The 21580-nt window shown below is 62.1% G+C and carries 18 protein-coding genes; 6 read left to right on the top strand and 12 right to left on the bottom strand.

Annotated features, from left to right (window positions below; all coding sequences use genetic code 11):
* Positions 1–125: 125 nt before the first annotated feature.
* Entirely contained in the window at positions 126–2072 is a 1947-nt protein-coding gene (locus tag AD664_RS15920) for a bifunctional diguanylate cyclase/phosphodiesterase (protein WP_042731059.1), read from the top strand.
* Between the two features lie 100 nt (positions 2073–2172).
* Here AD664_RS15920 and guaA read toward each other — a convergent pair whose 3' ends face one another.
* The 4 genes from guaA to AD664_RS15900 all read right to left on the bottom strand — a co-directional run bounded on the left by guaA (position 2173) and on the right by AD664_RS15900 (position 7020).
* Positions 2173–3750, bottom strand: a complete 1578-nt coding sequence (gene guaA, locus AD664_RS15915; protein ID WP_042731058.1) for a glutamine-hydrolyzing GMP synthase — start codon at positions 3748–3750, stop codon at positions 2173–2175.
* Positions 3751–3869: 119 nt separating this feature from the next.
* Positions 3870–5339 carry an IMP dehydrogenase gene (guaB, locus tag AD664_RS15910; RefSeq protein ID WP_042731057.1) on the bottom strand — a complete coding sequence of 490 codons (1470 nt, stop codon included), beginning with the start codon at positions 5337–5339 and terminating at the stop codon, positions 3870–3872.
* A gap of 295 nt (positions 5340–5634) precedes the next feature.
* Positions 5635–6183, bottom strand: coding sequence for a hypothetical protein (locus AD664_RS15905; RefSeq protein ID WP_042731056.1), 549 nt, complete (start codon positions 6181–6183; stop codon positions 5635–5637).
* 69 nt (positions 6184–6252) lie between these two features.
* Complete coding sequence (locus AD664_RS15900; RefSeq protein WP_042731055.1) at positions 6253–7020, bottom strand: sulfite exporter TauE/SafE family protein; 768 nt, start codon at positions 7018–7020, stop codon at positions 6253–6255.
* A gap of 220 nt (positions 7021–7240) precedes the next feature.
* On the opposite strand from AD664_RS15900, the gene xseA reads away from it, so the two are divergent.
* The 5 genes from xseA to leuA all read left to right on the top strand — a co-directional run bounded on the left by xseA (position 7241) and on the right by leuA (position 12848).
* Positions 7241–8620: an exodeoxyribonuclease VII large subunit gene (gene xseA / locus AD664_RS15895; protein ID WP_042731054.1), complete on the top strand. Its 1380-nt coding sequence runs from the start codon at positions 7241–7243 to the stop codon at positions 8618–8620.
* Between the two features lie 3 nt (positions 8621–8623).
* Complete coding sequence (locus tag AD664_RS15890; protein ID WP_053147806.1) at positions 8624–9457, top strand: peptidoglycan DD-metalloendopeptidase family protein; 834 nt, start codon at positions 8624–8626, stop codon at positions 9455–9457.
* Between the two features lie 176 nt (positions 9458–9633).
* Positions 9634–9936 carry a transposase gene (locus AD664_RS27905; protein WP_053147873.1) on the top strand — a complete coding sequence of 101 codons (303 nt, stop codon included), beginning with the start codon at positions 9634–9636 and terminating at the stop codon, positions 9934–9936.
* On the top strand, positions 9933–10769 hold the full coding sequence (locus AD664_RS15880; protein ID WP_053147804.1) for an IS3 family transposase: 837 nt from the start codon (positions 9933–9935) through the stop codon (positions 10767–10769). The genes AD664_RS27905 and AD664_RS15880 overlap by 4 nt, the downstream gene beginning before the upstream one ends.
* A 399-nt stretch (positions 10770–11168) precedes the next feature.
* Complete coding sequence (leuA, locus tag AD664_RS15875; protein ID WP_053147801.1) at positions 11169–12848, top strand: 2-isopropylmalate synthase; 1680 nt, start codon at positions 11169–11171, stop codon at positions 12846–12848.
* Between the two features lie 135 nt (positions 12849–12983).
* Here leuA and AD664_RS15870 read toward each other — a convergent pair whose 3' ends face one another.
* From AD664_RS15870 to ispG, 8 genes are all read right to left on the bottom strand, one after another.
* Positions 12984–13397: a hypothetical protein gene (locus tag AD664_RS15870; protein ID WP_053147799.1), complete on the bottom strand. Its 414-nt coding sequence runs from the start codon at positions 13395–13397 to the stop codon at positions 12984–12986.
* Between the two features lie 68 nt (positions 13398–13465).
* On the bottom strand, positions 13466–14257 hold the full coding sequence (locus tag AD664_RS15865) for an amidohydrolase (protein ID WP_053147871.1): 792 nt from the start codon (positions 14255–14257) through the stop codon (positions 13466–13468).
* A complete protein-coding gene (locus AD664_RS15860) occupies positions 14245–15393 on the bottom strand; it encodes a pyridoxal phosphate-dependent aminotransferase (RefSeq protein WP_047736788.1) in 1149 nt (382 codons plus the stop codon). Before AD664_RS15860 ends, AD664_RS15865 begins: the two co-directional genes overlap by 13 nt.
* A gap of 264 nt (positions 15394–15657) precedes the next feature.
* Entirely contained in the window at positions 15658–17130 is a 1473-nt protein-coding gene (der, locus tag AD664_RS15855) for a ribosome biogenesis GTPase Der (RefSeq protein WP_042727987.1), read from the bottom strand.
* A 201-nt stretch (positions 17131–17331) separates the two neighbouring features.
* The gene (gene bamB / locus AD664_RS15850) at positions 17332–18483 is read right to left on the bottom strand and encodes an outer membrane protein assembly factor BamB (RefSeq protein WP_053147797.1); all 1152 of its coding nucleotides are present in this window, start codon (positions 18481–18483) and stop codon (positions 17332–17334) included.
* Positions 18476–19117 (bottom strand): tetratricopeptide repeat protein, encoded by a 642-nt coding sequence (locus AD664_RS15845; protein WP_053147795.1) that lies wholly within the window; start codon positions 19115–19117, stop codon positions 18476–18478. The genes bamB and AD664_RS15845 overlap by 8 nt, the downstream gene beginning before the upstream one ends.
* Positions 19118–19157: 40 nt before the next feature.
* Positions 19158–20447: a histidine--tRNA ligase gene (gene hisS, locus AD664_RS15840; RefSeq protein ID WP_053147793.1), complete on the bottom strand. Its 1290-nt coding sequence runs from the start codon at positions 20445–20447 to the stop codon at positions 19158–19160.
* 23 nt (positions 20448–20470) lie between these two features.
* Complete coding sequence (gene ispG, locus AD664_RS15835; protein ID WP_053147791.1) at positions 20471–21580, bottom strand: flavodoxin-dependent (E)-4-hydroxy-3-methylbut-2-enyl-diphosphate synthase; 1110 nt, start codon at positions 21578–21580, stop codon at positions 20471–20473.

Here is a 21580-nt window from a genome sequence, read left to right as displayed (position 1 = left end):
ACTGAAGAAACCCGAGGATCAGCCGACACGATCCTATAAGAGCAGTGTTTAGCCCTGCTTGGCCCAGGCTGGAAAGGATAACCCGTTCGGTTATTCATCTGGTTGTATTCTCAGAGCGTCGCCTGATGAAAAAAACCCTGCTCGGCATGCGAGCGTTGATGTCCGTTCCCAAGGACAATCCCGGTCTGGTCAAGGCGCAATACATCGCGCTGTCTCGCCAGTTGCCCATGATGTATTTCATCCTGCTGACCAATACGCTGATGCTGGCGGGCACCCACTTTGCGGTCGCGCCGCGCTGGCTGGTGGTGTATTGCCCGTTGATCATGAGCTTGTTCGGCGTGATTCGTGCGGTGGAATGGATACGCACGCGCAAGCAGACGCGCAGCCCGGCGCAGATGCTCACGGAGCTCAAGCGCACCAACATGCTCGCACCCTTTGTCGCCGTGGCGTTCACTGCCTGGTCGCTGGCGCTGTTTCCCTACGGCACTAGCTATACCCAGGCGCATGTCGCCTTTTACATGGCGATCACCGTCATCGGCTGCATTTTTTGCATGATGCACCTGCTGCCAGCAGCCCTGGCCACCACAGCCGTGGTCAACACCGCCTTCGTGGTGTTCTTCGCCTCCACCAATATCATTACCTTCATTGCCACGGCGATTGACGTCCTGCTGGTGTCCATCGCCATGCTGATCATTCTCAAGGCACAGTACGCCGACTTCACCCGGCTGGTGAACATGCAGGCGCATACGGCAAAACTCAGCGAGGAAAACCTTCAACTGGCCAATCAGGACAGCCTGACCGGCCTGGCCAATCGGCGGCAGTTCTTTTCCCGCCTCGATACGCTGCTGTCCCGCGCCAGCGAGCTGGCGATTCGCCTGCCCGTGGGGCTGATCGACCTGGATGGCTTCAAGCCGGTCAACGATCTGTATGGCCACAGCATTGGCGACAAGCTGCTCTATCAGGTGGGTCAGCGCCTGACCGGGCTGCTCGATGAAGATGTACACCTGGCCCGGCTGGGGGGTGACGAGTTCGGCCTGATCATCACTCGGGCCATGAGCGATGACCAATTGCGGGCGTTTGGCGAGAAAATCTGCGCCAGCATGCGCGAGCCGTTTCTGCTGGTGGACATCCCTATTCAGATCAGCGCGTCACTGGGCATCGCCACCTTCCCGGATCAGGCATCCAGCGCCACCCAAGTGTATGAATACGCCGACTATGCCTTGTATCAGAGCAAGCGCCACCGTCCCGGCACGGTCTGCCTGTTCAGCGCGGCTCATCGCCAGCAGCTCAATCGCGAAGGGTTGACCGAACAGGCCCTGCGCAGGGCCGATCTGGAGGGTGAGTTTAACGTGGTATTCCAGCCCATCATGGATATTCGCAGTGAGCAAACCGCCGCGTTCGAGGCACTGGCACGCTGGGAAAGCCCAGAGTTGGGTAACGTGCCGCCCAGTGAGTTCATCCCGATTGCCGAGCGCGTCGGCATGGTCAATCGCCTCACGGTGCCGTTGCTGAGCAAGGCGCTGGACGCGGCCGCAAGCTGGCCCGCGGGGATGCGCCTGTCATTCAACCTGTCCGCCCACGACTGTGGTTCGGAGGACGCCGCCCAGCAGATCGTCGAGCTGATCAAGAGCAGCCGGTTCGACCCGGCCTGTCTCGATTTGGAAATCACCGAAACCGCGGCCATCCAGGATCTACCGCAGACCCAGCGAGCGATCGGCCGTTTTCGCGAACTGGGCTGCGGCATCTCCCTCGACGATTTCGGCACCGGCTATTCCAGCCTGAGCCAGATCCACGCGCTGTCGCTGACCAAACTGAAGGTGGACCGCACCTTCGTCACCAACATCCACCTCGACCCGGCCAGCTTCAAGATCGTCAAGTCGCTGATTGCCATGTGCCAGGACATGCAGCTGGAATGCATCGTCGAAGGCGTGGAAACCGCCGCAGAACTCGACGTACTGAAAAACCTCGGCTGCGCCTGGGCCCAGGGCTACCTATTCTCCAAACCCATGCGCGCCAGCGACATCAGCGCCTGGCTAGAAGGCGAAAAAATGACCAAGGTGCAAGCGGTTTAATCCGCCGCCAGGGCAAGGCGCAATTAGCCGAAAGCCCGCAATTACGCGGGCTTTCGGTGTGTTTCCTACCACTTGATGCCGGTTTATGCCGGACGCGGGATCATTCCCACTCAATCGTCGCCGGCGGCTTGCTCGACACGTCATAGGTGACGCGGGAGATGCCGTCGATTTCGTTGATAATGCGCCCGGATACGGTTTCCAGCAGCTCGTACGGCAGGTGTGCCCAGCGAGCGGTCATGAAGTCGATGGTTTCCACGGCGCGCAGGGCCACGACCCAGGCGTAGCGACGGCCATCGCCGACCACGCCCACCGATTTCACCGGCTGGAACACCACGAAGGCCTGGCTGACCTTGTGGTACCAGTCGGCCTTGCGCAGTTCTTCGATGAAGATGTGGTCGGCGCGACGCAGCAGGTCGGCGTATTCCTTCTTCACTTCACCAAGGATCCGCACGCCCAGGCCCGGGCCCGGGAATGGGTGGCGGTAGACCATGTCGTACGGCAGGCCCAGTTCCAGGCCGAGGCGACGGACCTCGTCCTTGAACAGTTCGCGCAGCGGCTCGACCAGCTTGAGGTTCATTTCTTCCGGCAGGCCACCGACGTTGTGGTGGGACTTGATCACGTGGGCCTTGCCGCTCTTGGCGCCGGCCGACTCGATCACGTCGGGGTAAATGGTGCCCTGGGCCAGGTACTTGATGTTGTCCAGCTTGCAGGATTCGGCGTCGAACACGTCGATGAAGGTGCGACCGATGATCTTGCGCTTCTTCTCCGGGTCGGACTCACCGGCCAGGTTGGTCAGGAACTGTTCTTCGGCATTGGCGCGGATCACCTTGACGCCCATGTTCTCGGCGAACATGGCCATCACTTGCTCGCCTTCGTGCAGGCGCAGCAGGCCGTTGTCGACGAAGACGCAGGTCAGTTGATCACCGATGGCCTTGTGCAGCAGCGCCGCGACCACCGAGGAGTCCACGCCGCCGGACAGGCCCAGCAGCACGTTGTCGGTACCGACCTGGGCACGCACCTGGGCAATGGCGTCTTCGGCGATCTTCGACGGCGTCCACAGGGCTTCGCACTCGCAGATGTCGAGGATGAAGCGCGACAGGATACGACCGCCCTGCTTGGTGTGGGTCACTTCCGGGTGGAACTGCACGCCGTAGTAGCGGCGTTCGTCGCTGAACATGCCGGCAATCGGGCAGCTCGGCGTGCTGGCCAGGATGTGGAAGTCTTCCGGCATCCGGGTGACCTTGTCACCGTGGCTCATCCACACGTCCAGGCCGAACAGGCCGTCGGCGTCGACATGGTCTTCGATACCGTCGAGCAGGCGGCTCTTGCCGACCACATCGACGCGGGCATAACCGAACTCACGCAGGTCGGAACCTTCGACCTTGCCGCCGAGTTGCTCGGCCATGGTCTGCATGCCGTAGCAGATGCCGAAGACCGGCACGCCCAGGTCAAACACCGCCTGCGGGCAGCGCGGGCTGTTGGCTTCGTGCACGGACTCGGGACCGCCGGCGAGGATGACGCCTTTGGGAGCGAACTCGCGAATCGCTTCGTCATCCATGTCGAACGGGTGCAATTCGCAGTACACGCCGATTTCACGCACGCGGCGGGCGATCAGTTGGGTGTACTGGGAACCGAAGTCGAGGATCAGGATGCGGTGAGCGTGAATGTCGAGGGCCATGACTCATTCTCTGATGCAGCTGCAAGCTTCAAGCCGCAAGCTGCCAGTTGATCGGGGAGAACGCGGTAGTCGCTGCAGCGCAACTACCGCTTGTAGCTTGTAGCTTGCCGCTGTCGGCGTCAGCCGACCCGGTAGTTCGGCGCTTCCTTGGTGATCTGCACGTCGTGGACATGGGACTCGGCCATGCCGGCGCCGGTGATGCGCACGAACTCCGGCCGGGTACGCATCTCTTCGATGTTGGCGCTGCCGGTGTAGCCCATGGAAGACCGCAGGCCGCCCATCAGTTGATGGATGATGGCGCTCAGGGTGCCCTTGTACGGCACACGACCTTCGATGCCTTCCGGTACCAACTTCTCGGCACCCGCGGAGGAGTCCTGGAAGTAACGGTCCGAAGAGCCCTGGGCCTGGGACATGGCGCCCAGCGAACCCATGCCGCGGTAGGCCTTGTAGCTACGGCCCTGGAACAGTTCGATCTCGCCTGGCGCTTCTTCGGTACCGGCGAACATCGAACCCATCATCACACAGTAGGCACCGGCGACGATGGCCTTGGACAGGTCACCGGAGAAACGGATACCGCCGTCGGCGATCAACGGCACGCCCGTGCCTTCGAGGGCGGCGGCGACGTTGGCGATGGCGCTGATCTGCGGCACGCCCACACCGGCAACGATACGGGTGGTGCAGATCGAGCCAGGGCCGATACCGACCTTGACCGCGTCGGCGCCAGCGTCGGCCAAGGCTTTGGCGGCTTCGCCGGTGGCGATGTTGCCACCGATCACCTGCACGTCAGGGAAGTTCTGCTTGACCCAGCGAACGCGGTCGATCACGCCTTTGGAATGGCCGTGGGCGGTGTCGACGACAACGACGTCGACGCCGGCATTGACCAGGGCGGCGACACGGTCACCGGTGTCCTTGCCGGTGCCGACTGCCGCGCCTACGCGCAGACGACCCTGGTCGTCCTTGCTGGCCAGCGGGTAGGCCTTGGCTTTTTCGATGTCGTTGACAGTCATCATGCCCTTGAGGGCGAACTTGTCGTCGACGATCAGCACGCGCTCGATGCGGTGTTTGTGCAGCAACTCGCGGACTTCGTCCTTGCTGGTGCCTTCCTTGACCGTGACCAGGCGCTCTTTAGGCGTCATCACTTGGCGGACGGTGGCATCCAGGCGGTTCTCGAAACGCACGTCGCGGGACGTGACGATGCCGACCAGGTCGCCATCGTGCAGCACCGGAACGCCGGAGATGTTGTGCATGCGGGTCAGTTCGAACAGATCACGAACCGTGGCATCGGCCTCGATGGTGATCGGGTCCTTGACCACGCCAGCCTCGAACCGCTTGACCTTGCGCACTTCGGCGGCCTGCTGTTCGATGGTCATGTTCTTGTGGATGATCCCGATACCGCCTTCCTGGGCCATGGCAATGGCCAGACGGGCTTCGGTCACGGTGTCCATGGCAGCGGAAACCAGGGGGATATTCAGTTCGATGCCACGGGTGAGACGGGTTTTGAGACTGACTTCGTTAGGCAGCACCTCGGAATAACCAGGCACTAGGAGAATGTCATCGAAGGTCAGGGCTTCTTGGCTGATACGCAGCATCGCGGGGGCTCCCGAGCGGGAAAATGGAAGCGCGCCATTATACTCATGCACCCCGCCTGGCTCAATGTAAAACTCTGTCTATTATTGCCGGGGTGATTGATGGGTGAAAACACACTGCTCCCGGCTGTACGCCGAACCGCGTGGCGAGGGGATTTATCCCCGCTGGACTGCACAGCAGTCCCAAAAACAGTCGGCTCAATATGCCTGATGTACCGCATGGCCTGGGTTTAGGGCCGCTTCGCGCCCCAGCGGGGATGAATCCCCTCGCCACAAAAGCAATCTCCAGTGCCCCTCTCTACAACTCCACCTTCACCCAACTCACCGGCTGATCCAGCCAATCGGCGAATTCGTCGAGGAAGTCCTGCTTGAACCCCGCCTCCAGCCAGTTGTTGAAGATGAACCCCAGGTTGGAGAAGCCGCAAGGCTGCAGGAACAGGAAGCCGTTGATGTCATCTTCATGGCCACATTCAGGGCAGGTGAAGTTGTCGGTGCGGGCGGGCATCCAGTCTTCCAGGCTTTCGAACAGCGCCTCGCCGATCTCCTGGCGGCATTCGGCACAGCCGGCTTCTTCGAGAAAGCCCTTGGCCGGCGTGTAGATGCAGCGCTTGGTGATGATTTCCAACCCGTTGACCGCTTCCCCGAACGGCAAGGCATCGGGGTGCAACACCACGTTGCTCGCGCCAGGTGCAATGGCGTGGGCCATGCGATTGCCGGTGCGCCCGCAGGTGGTCAGTTGTTCCTCGACGATGTTCTTGCGCACCAGCCAGCGCACGATCGCCCTGGCCCGGGGTTCGTGGACTGGCAAGGTGGAGATTTTCGGAACGATGATGCTTTGGGAGTTCATGACGAGGCCTGGGGTTTCTCTGGCGGGAGCAATTAAAAGGCCGGCAGCTTAATCCCTGGTCAAGCCAGGTCAAGCACTCAGGTAACGCCCGATCAAGGCAATGCCGCTGGCGAGCACCAGCCAGGTCACCAGGCGCACGAACGCTTCACGCGACATTTTCATGGTCAGGCGACGCCCCACCCACAGTCCCAGCGCCATGGCCGGCAACAAACACAGCGCCAGTACCAGCAAGGGTAGCTCGGCATACACGCCCGCGACAGCGAACAGGCTCAGGCGCACCACGGTGCTGCAACTGATCAAGGCACTCTGGGTCGCCCGGGCCGGCTCCTTGGGCAAGCGGCTGTTCAGGTAGATGGCATACAGAAAGCCGCCGCTGCCGAACAACGCCCCGAACATCCCGCCCACTATGCCCATCGGCACCGACCACAGCGCCGACAACTGAGTCGGCCGGGCCTTGATCAACAGGCTGTAGATCGCATAGCCGCTGATGAACACGCCCATCAACAACAGCAGCACGTCGGACTTGAGGTTAAGCAGGAACATCACCCCCAGGCTGCAGCCCACCGCCATGCACGGCAGCAACCGCAGCAACTCGGGCCGGGAAACGTCCCGTCGCGAGGGCAACAGGTTGCCGAAGGCCGCGACAAAATCCAGCAACACCAGCAGCGGTACGATTTTCGACAAGGGCATGAACAGCAACAGGATCGGCGCCGCCACCAATGCCGTGCCGAACCCGGCGATGCCGAAGACGATGTAGGCCAGGGCGATGGCCAGGCCGATGATCAACCATTCGACGGGGGCGAATGCCCATTGGCCCAACCACGACAGAGGATCCATTGCACAACTTCCTTGATGGCGAAGGGGCGACTTTAGCCAAGTGCCGGGCGGCATATCCAGTATTTGTAGAGACCGCCCTACCGCTTTCGCGGGCGAGCCCGCTCCCACAGTTGATCTTCAGTACGACATAGATCGCCTGTGGGAGCGAGCTTGCTCGCGATGCAGGCAACCCGGTCTAATTGTCTGCACACCATCGGCGAATCCCCTTATCATGCCGCCCATGATTAAAGATCCCTTTGCCCGCCTGGGCCTGGACCGCGAGGTCCTGACTGTCAGCCAGCTCAACGGCCGTGCGCGGGTGTTGCTCGAAGACGTGTTCAGCAACATCTGGGTCGAGGGCGAAATCTCCAACCTCGCCCGTCCGGCCTCCGGCCATGTGTACTTCACCCTCAAGGACAGTGGCGCCCAGGTGCGCTGCGCGCTGTTCCGGCAGAACGCCGCCCGGGTTCGCCAGGCCTTGAAAGACGGGTTGGCGGTGAAGGTGCGCGGCAAGGTCTCGCTGTTCGAGGGGCGTGGCGATTATCAACTGATTCTCGACACCGTCGAGCCGGCCGGCGATGGCGCCCTGCGCCTGGCCTTCGATGCCCTGAAGGAAAAGCTCAGCGCCGAAGGCCTGTTCAGCGCCGAGCGCAAGGTGCCGCTCCCGGCCCATCCACAACGCATCGGCATCATCAGTTCGCCCACTGGCGCCGTGATCCGCGACATCATCAGCGTCTTCCGCCGCCGTGCGCCGCAGATTTCCCTGACGCTGATCCCCACCGCCGTACAGGGCCGCGAAGCCACCGCGCAGATCGTCCGCGCCCTGAAGCTGGCGGACGCCCGGGGGTTCGATGCCCTGATCCTGGCCCGGGGTGGCGGTTCACTGGAAGACTTGTGGTGTTTCAACGAAGAAGCCGTAGCCCGGGCCGTGGACGCCTGCGTGACACCGATCGTCAGCGCCGTCGGCCATGAAACCGACGTGTCCATCAGCGATTTCGTCGCCGACGTACGCGCCCCGACGCCCTCCGCCGCCGCCGAACTGCTGGCGCCGGATGCCGGCGACCTGGTGCGCCGGGTCGAAAGCCTGCATCGCCGGCTGGTGATGCGCATGCGCGACCGCCTGATGCGCGATCAACTGCGCCTCGAAGGCCTCACCCGGCGCCTGCGCCACCCCGGCGAACGCCTGCGTCAGCAAGCCCAGCGCCTGGACGACCTGGACATGCGCCTGCGCCGCGCCTTTGAACGCAGCCTCAATACTCGCCGTGAACGGCTCATCCGTCTGGAAACCCGCCTGGCCGGACAACATCCAGGCCGGCACCTGGCCTTGCTGCGCCATCGCCTGGACAGCCTCGCCGAACGCTTGCCGCGGGCCATGCGCGAAGGCCTCAAAGCGCGACGCGTGCAGTTGCACAACCAGATGCAGACGCTGCACATCGTCAGCCCCCTGGCGACCCTTGGCCGGGGCTACAGCATCCTGCTCGACGAACGCGGCCACGCCATCCGCAGCGCCGGGCAAACCCACACCGGCCAGCGCCTGAGCGCCAGGCTCGGCGAAGGCGAACTGCTGGTGCGGGTCGAAGACAACCACCTGACACCGGTCACCCTTTCTCTACTGGATTGACTCATGCCGCGACTTTCCCTCTCCGCCCTGGCACCGCTGCTGTTGCTGTGCCTGGCCGCCCAGGCCCACGCCGACAGCTACATCACCCGCCTGTTGAACAAACCGGTGCCCGGCGGCGTGGCCGTGGTGGACCTGGGCAGCGCAGCCCTGGCGCCGAAAGCCAGCTATCAGGGCAAGCCGGTGCTGGTGGTCAAGGAACAGAACAACTGGCTGGCGATTGTCGGCATCCCGTTGACCGTCCAACCCGGCACCCAGCAGATCAGCAGCGGCGGGACCACCCAACCGTTCGTGGTCGGCTACAAGAAATACCCCGAACAGCACATCACCCTGGCGAACAAACGCCAGGTCAACCCGAACCCGGCGGACCTCAAGCGCATCGACGCCGAACTGGCCGTGCAATTGAAGGCCTACCGCAGCTTCAGCCCGAACATCCCCAGCAACCTGTTGCTGGACAAACCCGTCAACGGCCCGCTGTCGAGCAAGTTCGGTGTGCGCCGCTTCTTCAACGGCGAAGAACGCAACCCCCACGCGGGCCTCGACTTCGCCGTGCCCGCCGGTACGCCCATCAAGACCCCGGCCGCCGGCAAGGTGATCCTCACCGGCAACTACTTCTTTAACGGCAACACGGTGTTCGTCGACCACGGCCAAGGCTTCATCAGCATGTTCTGCCACATGTCGAAGATCGACGTGAAGGTCGGCCAGCAACTGGCACGGGGCACGGTGGTGGGCAAGGTCGGCTCCACGGGCCGGGCGACCGGGCCGCACATGCACTGGAACATCAGCCTGAACGATGCACGGGTGGATCCGGCCATTTTTATCGGGGCGTTCCAGCCCTGAGATTTGTGCTGGGGCTACCGGCCTCATCGCGAGCAAGCTCGCTCCCACATTGGGATTTGTTGTGCTCCCCCTTGCGCCCCACAAAGATCCCCTGTGGGAGCGAGCTTGAACTGGCCTAATGATTTTGGACACTTCAATCGGGCGCTATGATGGCGCCCAAATCTGAGGTGTTGGATATGCGTAAATCTTATTCCCGAGAGTTCAAGCTCAAGGCTGCCAGCTTGGTGCTGGACGAAGGCCAGTCAGTTCCCGAAGTCTACGCCAGTCTGGATATTGGCCCTACCGCATTGCGCCGTTGGGTTGATCAGGTTCGCCAAGAGCGTTTGGGCACCACTCCGCAGGGGGCCAAGGCAATTACCGCCGAGCAGCGAGAGATTCAGCAGCTCAAAGCGCTGCTCAGGCAAAAAGACCTGGACATTGAAATCCTAAAAAAGGCCAGTGCTCTCCTGCTTTTGGACTCCAAAGATCATTCTCGTTGATCAACGAGCTGGATGAGCAGTACGGCGTTAACAATTGCTGTCGGGCGTTTGGAGTCAACCGCAGCAGCTTTTACACCTGGCGTCAGCGCCAAGGCAAGGTGAAACCTGAACGAGAGAGACTTAAAGCCGTGCTGGTCAAACATCACAAGGACTCCAGAGCCTCTGCTGGGTCTCGCACCCTTTCCAAGGAGCTGCAAGCCAAGGGGCATCGCGTCGGGCGCCATATGGCCCGCAGTTTGATGCGCGAGGCCGGTATTGCCAGTCATCAGCGGCGTCGGCACAAGTACAAATCTTCTGGCGTGGAAGCGCTGGTAGCGCCGCATGTGCTCAAACGCAAGTTTGACGTCACGGCGATCGACCAGGTGTGGTGCGGCGATGTCACGTACATCAAGGTCGGCAGACGCTGGATGTATTTCGCGGCGGTTTTGGATCTATTTGCTCGTCGGATCGTGGGATGGTCATTTTCAATGATTTCCGACGCCACTCTGACCTGCGAAGCGTTGCGGATGGCGGTTCAATTGCGAGGCGGCCCAAAAGAAGTGTTGTTTCATTCTGATCAAGGTTGCCAATACACCAGCCACAAATTCAGGAATGAGGTGCGCAAACATGGGCTTCTGCAAAGCATGAGTCGCAAAGGTGAGTGCTGGGACAATGCCCCGATGGAGCGTTTCTTTGGCAGCCTGAAGTCAGAGTGGGTGCCCGAAGCGGGCTACAGCTCGGAGCATGAAGCCCGCGTGGATGTGCAACGCTATGTGATGCGATACAACAACGTCAGGCTCCATAGCTACAACGATTACCGGTCGCCGGTAGCTATGGAGAAACTGGCGGCGTGAAACCTTAACGGGTGTCCAGAATTACTTGACCAGTTCAGCTTGCTCGCGATGACGACAGCTGCATCGCCACCGTCCGCAAATTGCCAAGCTCAAAACATCGACGCAATTCCTGATATCCATACCTGACACATACGCGATTAAATCTCGCAAACCCGCCAAAAATCAGAACTTCTCTCAATTTTTTCCGACTGCTTGCGATCCTCCCCTCACACGGTTAGGGTTGGGGGCATGAAAACCTCTCACACCCTCATCCAGCTTCGCCAGCACCGCAGCCTGTGCCTCGTCAGCGCACGACTGCCGGGCTGAATCGCGGCACCTCGTCCAGGCTATGAAGCCACCCCCGTTCGAACCACCGGCAGGCCGCCTTTTTCCGGCCACGACAACAAAAGGATTCCCCCGATGAGCATGCTCAAAGACCCGTCTTCCAAGTACCGCGCCTTCCCGACCATCAACCTGCCGGATCGCACCTGGCCGTCGAAGACCATCACCGCCGCGCCGATCTGGTGCAGCTCCGACCTGCGTGACGGCAACCAGTCGCTGATCGAGCCGATGGACGCCGCGAAGAAGCTGCGCTTCTGGAAAACCCTGGTCGCCGTCGGCGTGAAGGAAATCGAAGCGTCGTTCCCGGCCGCTTCGCAGACCGACTTCGACTTCGTGCGCACCCTCATCGAAGAAGGCCACATCCCGGACGACACCACCATCCAGGTGCTGACCCAGGCTCGCGAAGACCTTATTGCGCGGACCTTCGAATCCCTGCGCGGGGCGAAGAAAGCCATCGTCCACCTGTATAACGCCACCTGCCCGTCGTTCCGCCGCATCGTGTTCAACCAGGACAAGGAAGGCGTGAAGGAAATCGCGGTGAACGCGGCCAAGCTGTTCGTCAAGTACGCTGCGCAGCAACCGGAAACCCAATGGCAGTTCGAATACTCGCCGGAAACCTTCAGCGCCACCGAGCTCGAGTTCGCCAAGGAAGTCTGCGACGCGGTGATCGAAGTCTGGAACCCGACGCCCGAGCGCAAGGTGATCCTCAACCTGCCGGCCACCGTGGAAGTCGCCACCCCGAACATCTACGCCGACCAGATCGAATGGTTCGGCCGCCACATCAACCGCCGTGACAGCGTGATCATCAGCCTGCACACCCACAACGACCGTGGCACCGGCGTAGCCGCCACCGAGCTGGGCCTGATGGCCGGCGCCGACCGTGTCGAAGGCTGCCTGTTCGGCAACGGCGAGCGTACTGGCAACGTCGACCTGGTGACCGTGGCACTGAACCTCTACACCCAGGGCATCGACCCTGAGCTGGACTTCTCCGACATCGACGGCGTGCGCAAGGTGGTCGAGGAATGCAACCAGATCCCGGTGCACCCGCGTCACCCGTATGTGGGCGACCTGGTCCACACCGCGTTCTCCGGTTCGCACCAGGACGCCATCCGCAAGGGCTTCGCCCAGCAGAAACCGGACACCCTGTGGGAAGTGCCGTACCTGCCGATCGACCCGGCCGACATCGGTCGCAGCTACGAGGCAGTGATTCGGGTGAACAGCCAGTCCGGCAAGGGCGGCATCGCCTACCTGCTGGAACAGGAATACGGCATCAGCCTGCCACGGCGCATGCAGATCGAGTTCAGCCAGGTGGTCCAGCGCGAAACCGATCGCCTCGGCCTGGAGATGACCGCCCAGCAGATCCACGCCCTGCTCCACAGCGAGTACCTGCAAGCCAACACCCCGTATGCGCTGGTCAGCCATCGCCTGCAGGAAGAGAACGGCAACAGCGCGGTGGAAGTCGAAGTGGCCAGCAAGGGCCAGGGCGAGACCAACCTGCATTGGCGCGGCAAGGGCAACGGCGCCCTGGAAGCCCTGGTGGCCGGCCTGCCGGTGCCGGTGGAAATCATGGACTACAACGAACACGCCATCGGCGCCGGGACCAACGCCAAGGCCGCGGCCTACATCGAGCTGCGGGTCAACGGTGAGCGCGCGGTGCACGGCGTGGGCATCGATGAAAACATCACCACCGCCAGCTTCAAGGCCCTGTTCAGCGCGCTGAACCGCTCGCTGAGCCAGACAGAAGCCAAAGCGGCCTGATCCACCGCTGAATACAAAAAAGCCCCGGGGTGTGAACCCAGGGGCTTTTTTGTGGACTGGCATTAACGGACGTTCTGCGTTCGGCTCTTGTGGGAGCAAGCTTGCTCGCGAAAACGGCGGCTCAGCCCCCCAATGTCAAGCATGGGTGTCGACAGGGCCGGTCATCGCCTGCAGCAACGATGCACGCAGGGTTTGCAAGGCGGCCTGGGTGCCCATGATCTGGGTCTGGATGGCCATCGCCTGCTGGGTCTTCTGCTCTGCATTGGCCTGGCTTTTTTGTACCCGGGCCAGTTCAGCTTGCTGCTGAGCCAAGAGCTTCTCAGCCTGCTCGATTTGCTTCTTCAACTGCTCGATGACATCGATATTGCTGCTGGAAGGCGCACCCGCAACGTTGGTGCCGCTGGTGTCGACTTTCAGTGTTTTCCCCTGCTCATCGCCAGCTTCGGTCGCTGTCGTGGTAGTCGCCGTTTCTTCGCCAGCGCCCTTGATCCGAACGGTGGGGGCCGAAAGCGGATAAGGGTTTACGGTAGTTGCGCTGATAGTGGTCATGGGTACGCCTCCTTGGATGACCTTCTATCGGCCTACGGCGCCCTTTCTAAAGAGCTGAATCGTTACATTTAGATGAATTCGAAGTCATCTGCATCCAGGTTCGCGGGAAACCGCGTGCGGTACGCTGCCAGGTCCGCGGCGTTCAAGCGCACCGTGAACACACCATCGGCGTCGCCGGCGCTGAGCAAGGTCTCGCCCTGGAAATCCAGCACCTGGCTGTCGCCGGTGTAGGCGAAGCCCTTGCCATCGGTACCGATGCGGTTCACCGCGGCGACATAACACAGGTTCTCGATCGCCCGGGCCGGCAGGAGCCGGTTCCAATGCTGGCGACGCGCACCTGGCCAGTTGGCGGTGTACAGCAGCAGGTCGGTGTCCTCGGCGTCGCGGCTCCAGACCGGAAAGCGCAGGTCGTAGCAGATCAGCGGACGAACCCGCCAGCCCTTGAGCTCGAACAGCACCTGGCGCTCCCCCGGCGTGTAGTGGTTGTGCTCTCCCGCCATGCGAAACAGATGACGCTTGTCGTAATGCAGCATTTCACCGTCCGGCCGCACCCAGAGCAGGCGGTTGCGGTGGCTACCGTCGGCGGCCTGGACAATCAGGCTGCCGGTGATCACCGCATCGAGCCGCGCCGCCTGGGTGCGAAGCCACACGCTGGTGGGGCCGTGCTCCGGCTCCGCCAGGGTGTGCGACTCCATGGAAAACCCGGTGGTGAACATTTCCGGGAGGATGATCAGGTCCGCCCCGCGTGCCTGCTCCAACAGGCCTTCGAAATGCTCCAGGTTGGCCTGGCGATCGTGCCAGGCCAGCGTGGTCTGGATCAGGGCAATGTCGAGGTTCGGCAACGCGCTCAAATCACGCATAGTTTTTCCGCTGCTTCACGCAGCGTCTCCTCGCGTTTGGCAAAGCACAGGCGCACCAGACGCTGGCCTTGGGGTGGGTCCTGGTAGAACACCGACACCGGAATCGTCGCCACGCCGTGTTCACGGGTCAGCCAGACCGCCATGTCGACGTCGTTCAGGTCCGGGCGGATCTGGCTGTAATCCACCAGTTGGAAGTAAGTCCCGGCCACACGCTTGAAGCTGAACCGCGACGGGGCCAGCAGATCGCAGAACAGGTCACGCTTGGCCTGGTAGAAGGCCGGCAGCTCATCGACGTGCTCGGGGTGCTCGGCCATGTAGTCGGCCAGGGCGTACTGCAACGGCGTCACACCGCAGAAACTGACGTACTGATGGACCTTGCGCAGCTCCGCGCTCAGAGCCGGCGGTGCCACGACGTAGCCGGTTTTCCAACCCGTGACGTGATAGGTCTTGCCGAACGAACTGACCACGAAGGCCCGCTGGTACAGTTCTTCGTGGGCCAGCACGCTGGCATGGGACACACCGTCGAACACCAGGTGTTCATAGACTTCGTCGCTGACGAGGTAGATATCGCGGTCGCGAATCAACGTCGCCAACCGATCCAGCTCGGCGCGGCTGATCAGCGCGCCGCTGGGGTTGTGCGGGGTGTTGAGGATGATCATGCGGGTACGCGGGCTCAAGGCTTCGCCAAGCTTCTGGAAGTCGATGGCGAAATCTTCCAGGCCCAGTTGCACGTGCACGCAACGCCCACCGGCCAACGTTACGGCGGGCTCGTAGCTGTCATAGCAAGGGTCGAACACGATCACTTCGTCACCACGGTGGACCACGGCGGCAATGGCACAGAAAATCCCCTGGGTCGCACCAGGCGTCACGGTGATCTCCTGGTCGGCATCGACGCTGGCGCCGTAGCTGCGGGTGATTTTCGCGGCGATCTGCTGGCGCAAGGCCGGCAGGCCGGTCATGGGCGAATACTGGTTATGGCCTTGGGCAACATGCCGACCGACCGCATCGCGCAAGGCCTGCGGGCCATCGAAATCGGGAAACCCCTGGGACAGGTTCAACGCGCCGGTCTGCGCGGCAAGCTGGGACATCTGGGTGAAAATGGTGATGCCGACGTTTGGCAACTTGCTGGTGATCATCAACGGTCCCTGCTCTGCGCCCGGCTCTGGTGCGGCGCGGGAGAGACCGAGAATAGCCCAATCGTCGGGCATGAAAAAGGGTGCCGGTTGGCACCCTTCTCGTTGCGGCTATACCCCGTGGCGAGGGAGCTTGCTCCCGCTGGGCTGCGCAGCAGCCCCCTGCGTTCCATCTGCTACAGCGTGGCCGCTGATAGATTTGGGGTTGCTCCGCAGCCCAGCGGGAGCAAGCTCCCTCGCCACAAAAGCCTTCCAGGCAGCGTTGGCTCAACGCTTGTCGCGACGCTTCTTATCGGCCTTCTTGTGGTGCGACATCAAGCGGCGCTTCTTGTTGACCTGGCGGTCGGTGAGCGTGTTCTTGTTGCCTTCGTACGGGTTCTCGCCGCCCTTGAACTCAATGCGGATCGGCGTGCCGACCAACTTCAGGACGCGGCGATAGGTGTTTTCCAGGTAACGGACGTAGGACTTGGGCACCTTCTCGATCTGGTTACCGTGAATCACGATGATCGGCGGGTTGGCGCCACCCAGGTGGGCGTAACGCAGCTTGATCCGACGGTTGTTGACCATCGGTGGCGCGTGCTCGCCGACGGCGTCTTCGAGGATCTGGGTCAGGCGGTTGGTCGGCCAGCGGGTGACCGCCGACTTGAACGAGTTCTGCACCGAGGCGTAGAGGTTGCCCACGCCCGTGCCGTGCAGGGCCGAGATGAAGTGGATGTCGGCGAAGTCGACGAAGAACAGCCGGCGCTGCAATTCGACCTTCACGAAATCCCGCTCGCTGGGCGTCATGCCGTCCCATTTGTTGATCGCGATGACCAATGCGCGACCGGCCTCCAGGGCAAAGCCCAGCAGGTTCAGGTCGTGATCGACCACGCCTTCGCGCGCGTCCATCACGAAGATCACCACGTTGGCGTCCTTGATCGCCTGCAACGTCTTGACCACGGAGAATTTTTCGACTTCTTCGTGGATCTTGCCGCGCTTGCGCACACCAGCGGTGTCGATCAGCGTGTACTTCTCTTCGTTGCGTTCGAAGGGAATGTAGATGCTGTCGCGGGTGGTGCCGGGCTGGTCATACACGATCACCCGGTCTTCACCGAGCATGCGGTTGACCAGCGTCGACTTGCCCACGTTCGGACGACCGATGATGGCGATCTTGATACCGTCTTTTTCGCTCGGGCCCGGAATACGCTTGGCTTCTTCGCCTTCGGCGACGATTTCCTCTTCGCCCTCTTCCGGCTCGTCTTCATCGTCCTTCGGGAAGTCCGCCAGGGCGATTTCCAGCAGTTGGCTGATACCACGGCCGTGGGCACCGGCGATCGGGATCGCCTGGCCCATGCCCAACGGTGCGAATTCGGCGCGGGCCATGTCCGGGTCGATGTTGTCGACCTTGTTGGCCACCACGTGGGAGCGCTTGTTACGTTTGCGCAAATGCTCGGCGATCATCTGGTCGGCGGCGGTAAAACCGGCCTTGGCGTCTACCAGGAACAGCACCACATCAGCTTCTTCGATGGCGAGCAACGACTGCTCGGCCATTTTTTCGTCCATGCCGTGTTCATCACCGGAGATGCCGCCGGTGTCGACCAGGATATAGGTACGCCCTTGCCACTTGGCCTCACCGTATTGGCGATCACGGGTCAGACCGGACAAGTCGCCGACGATGGCGTCGCGAGTCCTGGTCAGGCGATTGAACAAGGTGGACTTGCCGACGTTCGGTCGGCCCACCAGGGCGATTACGGGAACCATGCGGCTCTCCACTTCGTTATTTCAGAAAATACAAAAGCCGCTGCGAGGCAGCGGCTGGTGCTCGGAGGCAGTCCTGTGGGAGCGGGCTTGCTCGCGAAAGCGGTAGACCAGTGACATGGAAATCGACTGATCCGGCGCTTTCGCGAGCAAGCTCGCTCCCACAAAGTACAGCCGCTTGGGGGATTACCCCCAAGCATAGTCTTACTTGATGGTCAGGGCTTCCAGCTTGCCGCTGTTGCCATACACATAAATCATGTTGCCCACCACCAGCGGACGGGCACGCAGGCCGTCGCTGTCGATGCGCTCACGGCCGACGAAACGACCGTCTACCTGGCTGAGCAGGTGCAGGTAACCTTCCAGGTCACCCACTGCAACGTAGCTGGAGAACACTTCCGGGGCCGACAACTGGCGGCGGGCCAAGGAATCATTGCTCCACAACGCGGTGGTGGAACGCTCGTCGACGCCTTCGACCGTGCCCGAGGACAGGCTCACGTAGACGCTGCCAAACCCTTGGGCGACACCGGCGTAGCTGGACGCATCGCGTTGCCACAGCGGACGACCGCTTTCCAGGTCCAGTGCGGCCACGCGGCCCTGGTAGCTGGCGACGTACAGTGTACCGCCGGACAACAGCAGGCCGCCGTCGATGTCGACCACGCGCTCCAGTTCCGAACGACCTTGCGGCACAGCAACGCGCTGCTCCCACACCGGCACGCCGTTGGAGATGTCCAGGGCGACCACCTTACCCGTCGACAAGCCAGCCACCGCGAGGCGGTTGGTGACGACAGGCGCGCTGGTGCCGCGCAGGGTCAGTACTGCCGGTGTGCTGTCATAGATCCAGCGCTGGTTGCCGGTGGCGGCATCCAGGCCGATCAGACGGTCATCCTGGGTCTGGACCACGACCACGTCACCGTTGGTGGCCGGCGGGGCGAGCACTTCACTGGACACGCGGGCGCGCCATTTCTCTTCGCCGCTGCTCGCATCGAGGGCGACGATCTCCCCCTTGAGCGTGCCGATCATGACCAGACCGTAACCCACGCCCACGGCGCCGGACACGGGCAGCTCGAGATCCTTCTCCCACTTGGTGTCGCCGTTCATGCGATCCAGTGCATACACTTCACCGGTGACGTCACCGGCGTAGATCGTGTCGCCATCGATGGCCGGCACCAGCATGTTGTAGGTTTCGCCCTGGCCTTCGCCGATGGAACGGCTCCATTGCTTCTGCAGCACGACTTCTTCTTTGAAATCGGTCAGCTCGGCCGGAGGCAGTTCTTTCTTGCTGTTGCTGCTGCAACCCGCGGCCAGAATGGCCAGGGTCAGCAATGCTGCATGTTTCCAACGGATCACGTCACGCATCCCCTTTGGCCAGGTCGTCCAGCTTGATTTGCAGGCCACCGACTGCGGCTTCATCCGACAGCGCAGCCTTGGCTTTTTGGTAGGCCGCGTGAGCCTCATCGGTGCGCCCCAGCTGTACCAGCAGGTCGCCCTTGAGTTCTTCGCGGGTCGCCAGGAAGGCCTTGTCGGCATCGCCGTCAAGCAACTTCAGGGCGTCTTCGGCTTTGTTCTGTGCCGACAGCACCTGCGCCAGGCGCTGACGCGCCACTTCGCCCAGGGTCGGGTTGGCCGGTTTGTCGACAATACCCTTGAGCTCGATGGCGGCATCGTCCAGCTTGCCGTTGTCCACCGCTACCTTGGCCACGAACAGGCGACCGTACTGCGCGTACGCGGTGCCGCCGAACTCGCTGTTGAGCTTGCCGGCCAGATCCGCGACACGTGCCGCGTCAGGCTTGCCGTCTGGCGTCAGGGTGGTTTCCAGCAATTGCTGATAGAGCACCGAGGCGCCTTGCGACTGGTTGTTCTGGTATTTCTGGTAGGCCTGCCAGCCGAACACGATGACCAGCGCCAACAGGCCGCCAGTGACCAGCGGCTTGCCATTGCGCGTCCACCAGTCCTTCAAATCCGCCAGCTGTTCATCTTCGGTACTCGACACCCCAATACTCCTTAATCGCTAAATCGGCTGTTTGACAGCTTCAACCCTGCACGACGCAGGTGGCCAGGTGTGCAGCAAGCGCATCCCAGGCAATGCTTTGTTGTTCGCCCTGGCCACGCAGGGGTTTGAAACCTACCACTTGTTGGGCCAGTTCGTCGTCACCGAGGATCAGTGCATACAGCGCACCGCTCTTGTCGGCCTTCTTGAACTGGCTCTTGAAGCTGCCGGCACCGGCGTTGATCTGCAGGCGCAGGTCAGGCAACTGGTCGCGGACCCGCTCGCTCAGGGACAATGCCGCCAGCTCGGCCGCTTCGCCGAACGCGCAGAGGTAGACGTCAACCTGACGGGACAGCGCTTGCGGCACCTTGTCCAAGGCCTCGAGCATCAGCACCAGGCGCTCGATGCCCATGGCAAAGCCCACACCCGGGGTCGGCTTGCCGCCCATCTGCTCCACCAGCCCGTCGTAACGGCCGCCGGCACACACGGTGCCCTGGGCACCGAGCTTGTCGGTGACCCATTCGAATACGGTCTTGCTGTAGTAATCCAGGCCTCGGACCAGTTTCGGGTTGATCACGTAGGGAATGCCGGCGGCGTCGAGACGGGCCTTGAGGCCTTCGAAGTGCACGCGGGACTCTTCGTCCAAGTAGTCGGCCAGCTTCGGCGCATCCACCAACACGGCCTGGGTGTCCGGGTTCTTGGTATCCAGCACCCGCAGCGGGTTGGTCTTGAGCCGACGCTGGCTGTCTTCGTCCAGGTGCTCGAGGCGGGCCGAAAGGAACTCCACCAACGCGTCACGGTAGCGAGCACGGGCTTCGGCGGTGCCGAGGCTGTTGAGCTCCAGCTTGACCGCGTCGCGAATGCCCAGCTCGCCCCACAGGCGCCAGGTCAGCACGATCAGCTCGGCGTCGATGTCCGGGCCATCGAGGTTGAACACTTCGCAGCCGATCTGGTGGAACTGGCGATAACGGCCTTTCTGCGGACGCTCGTGACGGAACATCGGGCCGATGTACCAGAGTTTCTGCACCTGGCCACCACCGGTGATGCCGTGCTCGAGCACTGCACGTACGCACGCCGCCGTGCCTTCGGGGCGCAGGGTCAGGGAATCGCCGTTGCGATCGTCGAACGTGTACATCTCTTTTTCGACGATGTCGGTCACTTCACCGATCGAGCGCTTGAACAACTCGGTGAACTCGACGATCGGCATGCGGATCTGCCGGTAACCGTAGTTATCCAGCAAACGCGCCACGGTGCCCTCGAAATAGCGCCACAGGGGCGTCTGCTCGGGCAGGATGTCGTTCATGCCACGAATGGCTTGCAGGGACTTGCTCACAGGTTTTCCTTAAATTCGTTCGATCAGCCGCGCGCGATCACCGCTGCGTCGGCCTCGACCTTCTCGGCCGCCTTCTCGCGGATCAGCCGTTCCAGCTCATCCACCAGATTGTCATTCGTCAATTTCTGCGACGGCTTGCCGTCGATGTAAATCAGGTTCGGCGTACCGCCGGTGAGGCCGATATGGGCCTCCTTGGCTTCGCCCGGCCCGTTGACCACGCAGCCAATCACCGCGACATCCAGCGGCACCAGCAGGTCTTCGAGTCGCCCTTCCAGCTCGTTCATGGTCTTGACCACATCGAAGTTCTGCCGCGAGCAGCTCGGGCAGGCGATGAAGTTGATGCCACGGGACCGCAGGTGCAGGGACTTGAGAATGTCGTAGCCGACCTTCACTTCCTCGACCGGGTCCGCCGCCAACGAGATGCGGATGGTATCGCCAATCCCTTCGGCGAGCAGCATACCGAGGCCGACGGCGGATTTCACCGTGCCCGAACGCAACCCGCCCGCTTCGGTGATGCCCAGGTGCAGCGGCTGGACGATTTCCTTGGCCAGCAGCCGGTAGGCTTCAACGGCCATGAACACGTCGGAGGCCTTCACGCTGACCTTGAAGTCCTGGAAGTTCAGGCGTTCGAGGTGCTCGACGTGACGCAGCGCCGACTCGACCAGCGCCGCCGGGGTCGGCTCGCCGTATTTCTTTTGCAAGTCTTTTTCCAGGGAACCGGCGTTCACCCCGATACGGATCGGGATGCCACGGTCGCGGGCGGCATCCACCACGGCACGCACGCGGTCTTCGCGGCCGATGTTGCCGGGATTGATGCGCAGGCAATCCACACCCAACTCGGCCACGCGCAGGGCGATACGGTAGTCGAAGTGAATGTCGGCCACCAAGGGTACCTTGACCTGTTGCTTGATCTTGCCGAACGCCTCGGCGGCGTCCATGTCCGGCACCGAAACCCGCACGATGTCGACACCGGCGGCTTCCAGGCGGTTGATCTGCGCGACCGTGGCGGCCACGTCATTGGTGTCGCTGTTGGTCATGCTCTGTACAGCGATAGGTGCATCGCCGCCCACGGGCACGTTGCCGACCCAGATCTTTCGGGATTCGCGACGCTTGATAGGAGATTCGCCGTGCAT

The sequence above is a fragment of the Pseudomonas sp. P97.38 genome, from assembly GCF_001269745.1.
Taxonomy (GTDB): Bacteria; Pseudomonadota; Gammaproteobacteria; order Pseudomonadales; family Pseudomonadaceae; genus Aquipseudomonas; species Aquipseudomonas chlororaphis_E.
This window is presented reverse-complemented; position numbering and strand designations above follow the sequence as displayed.

Bases quoted from the DNA above. Each gene is read 5' to 3' on its own strand.
- ispG (WP_053147791.1), bottom strand. From the start codon at position 21,580: ATGCACGGCGAATCTCCTATCAAGCGTCGCGAATCCCGAAAGATCTGG.
- leuA (WP_053147801.1), top strand. From the start codon at position 11,169: ATGAGCATGCTCAAAGACCCGTCTTCCAAGTACCGCGCCTTCCCGACC.
- xseA (WP_042731054.1), top strand. From the start codon at position 7,241: ATGATTAAAGATCCCTTTGCCCGCCTGGGCCTGGACCGCGAGGTCCTG.
- AD664_RS15905 (WP_042731056.1), bottom strand. From the start codon at position 6,183: ATGAACTCCCAAAGCATCATCGTTCCGAAAATCTCCACCTTGCCAGTC.
- guaA (WP_042731058.1), bottom strand. From the start codon at position 3,750: ATGGCCCTCGACATTCACGCTCACCGCATCCTGATCCTCGACTTCGGT.
- AD664_RS15920 (WP_042731059.1), top strand. From the start codon at position 126: ATGAAAAAAACCCTGCTCGGCATGCGAGCGTTGATGTCCGTTCCCAAG.
- AD664_RS15870 (WP_053147799.1), bottom strand. From the start codon at position 13,397: ATGACCACTATCAGCGCAACTACCGTAAACCCTTATCCGCTTTCGGCC.
- AD664_RS15865 (WP_053147871.1), bottom strand. From the start codon at position 14,257: ATGCGTGATTTGAGCGCGTTGCCGAACCTCGACATTGCCCTGATCCAG.
- AD664_RS15900 (WP_042731055.1), bottom strand. From the start codon at position 7,020: ATGGATCCTCTGTCGTGGTTGGGCCAATGGGCATTCGCCCCCGTCGAA.
- AD664_RS15890 (WP_053147806.1), top strand. From the start codon at position 8,624: ATGCCGCGACTTTCCCTCTCCGCCCTGGCACCGCTGCTGTTGCTGTGC.
- guaB (WP_042731057.1), bottom strand. From the start codon at position 5,339: ATGCTGCGTATCAGCCAAGAAGCCCTGACCTTCGATGACATTCTCCTA.
- bamB (WP_053147797.1), bottom strand. From the start codon at position 18,483: ATGCGTGACGTGATCCGTTGGAAACATGCAGCATTGCTGACCCTGGCC.
- AD664_RS27905 (WP_053147873.1), top strand. From the start codon at position 9,634: ATGCGTAAATCTTATTCCCGAGAGTTCAAGCTCAAGGCTGCCAGCTTG.
- AD664_RS15860 (WP_047736788.1), bottom strand. From the start codon at position 15,393: ATGATCACCAGCAAGTTGCCAAACGTCGGCATCACCATTTTCACCCAG.
- der (WP_042727987.1), bottom strand. From the start codon at position 17,130: ATGGTTCCCGTAATCGCCCTGGTGGGCCGACCGAACGTCGGCAAGTCC.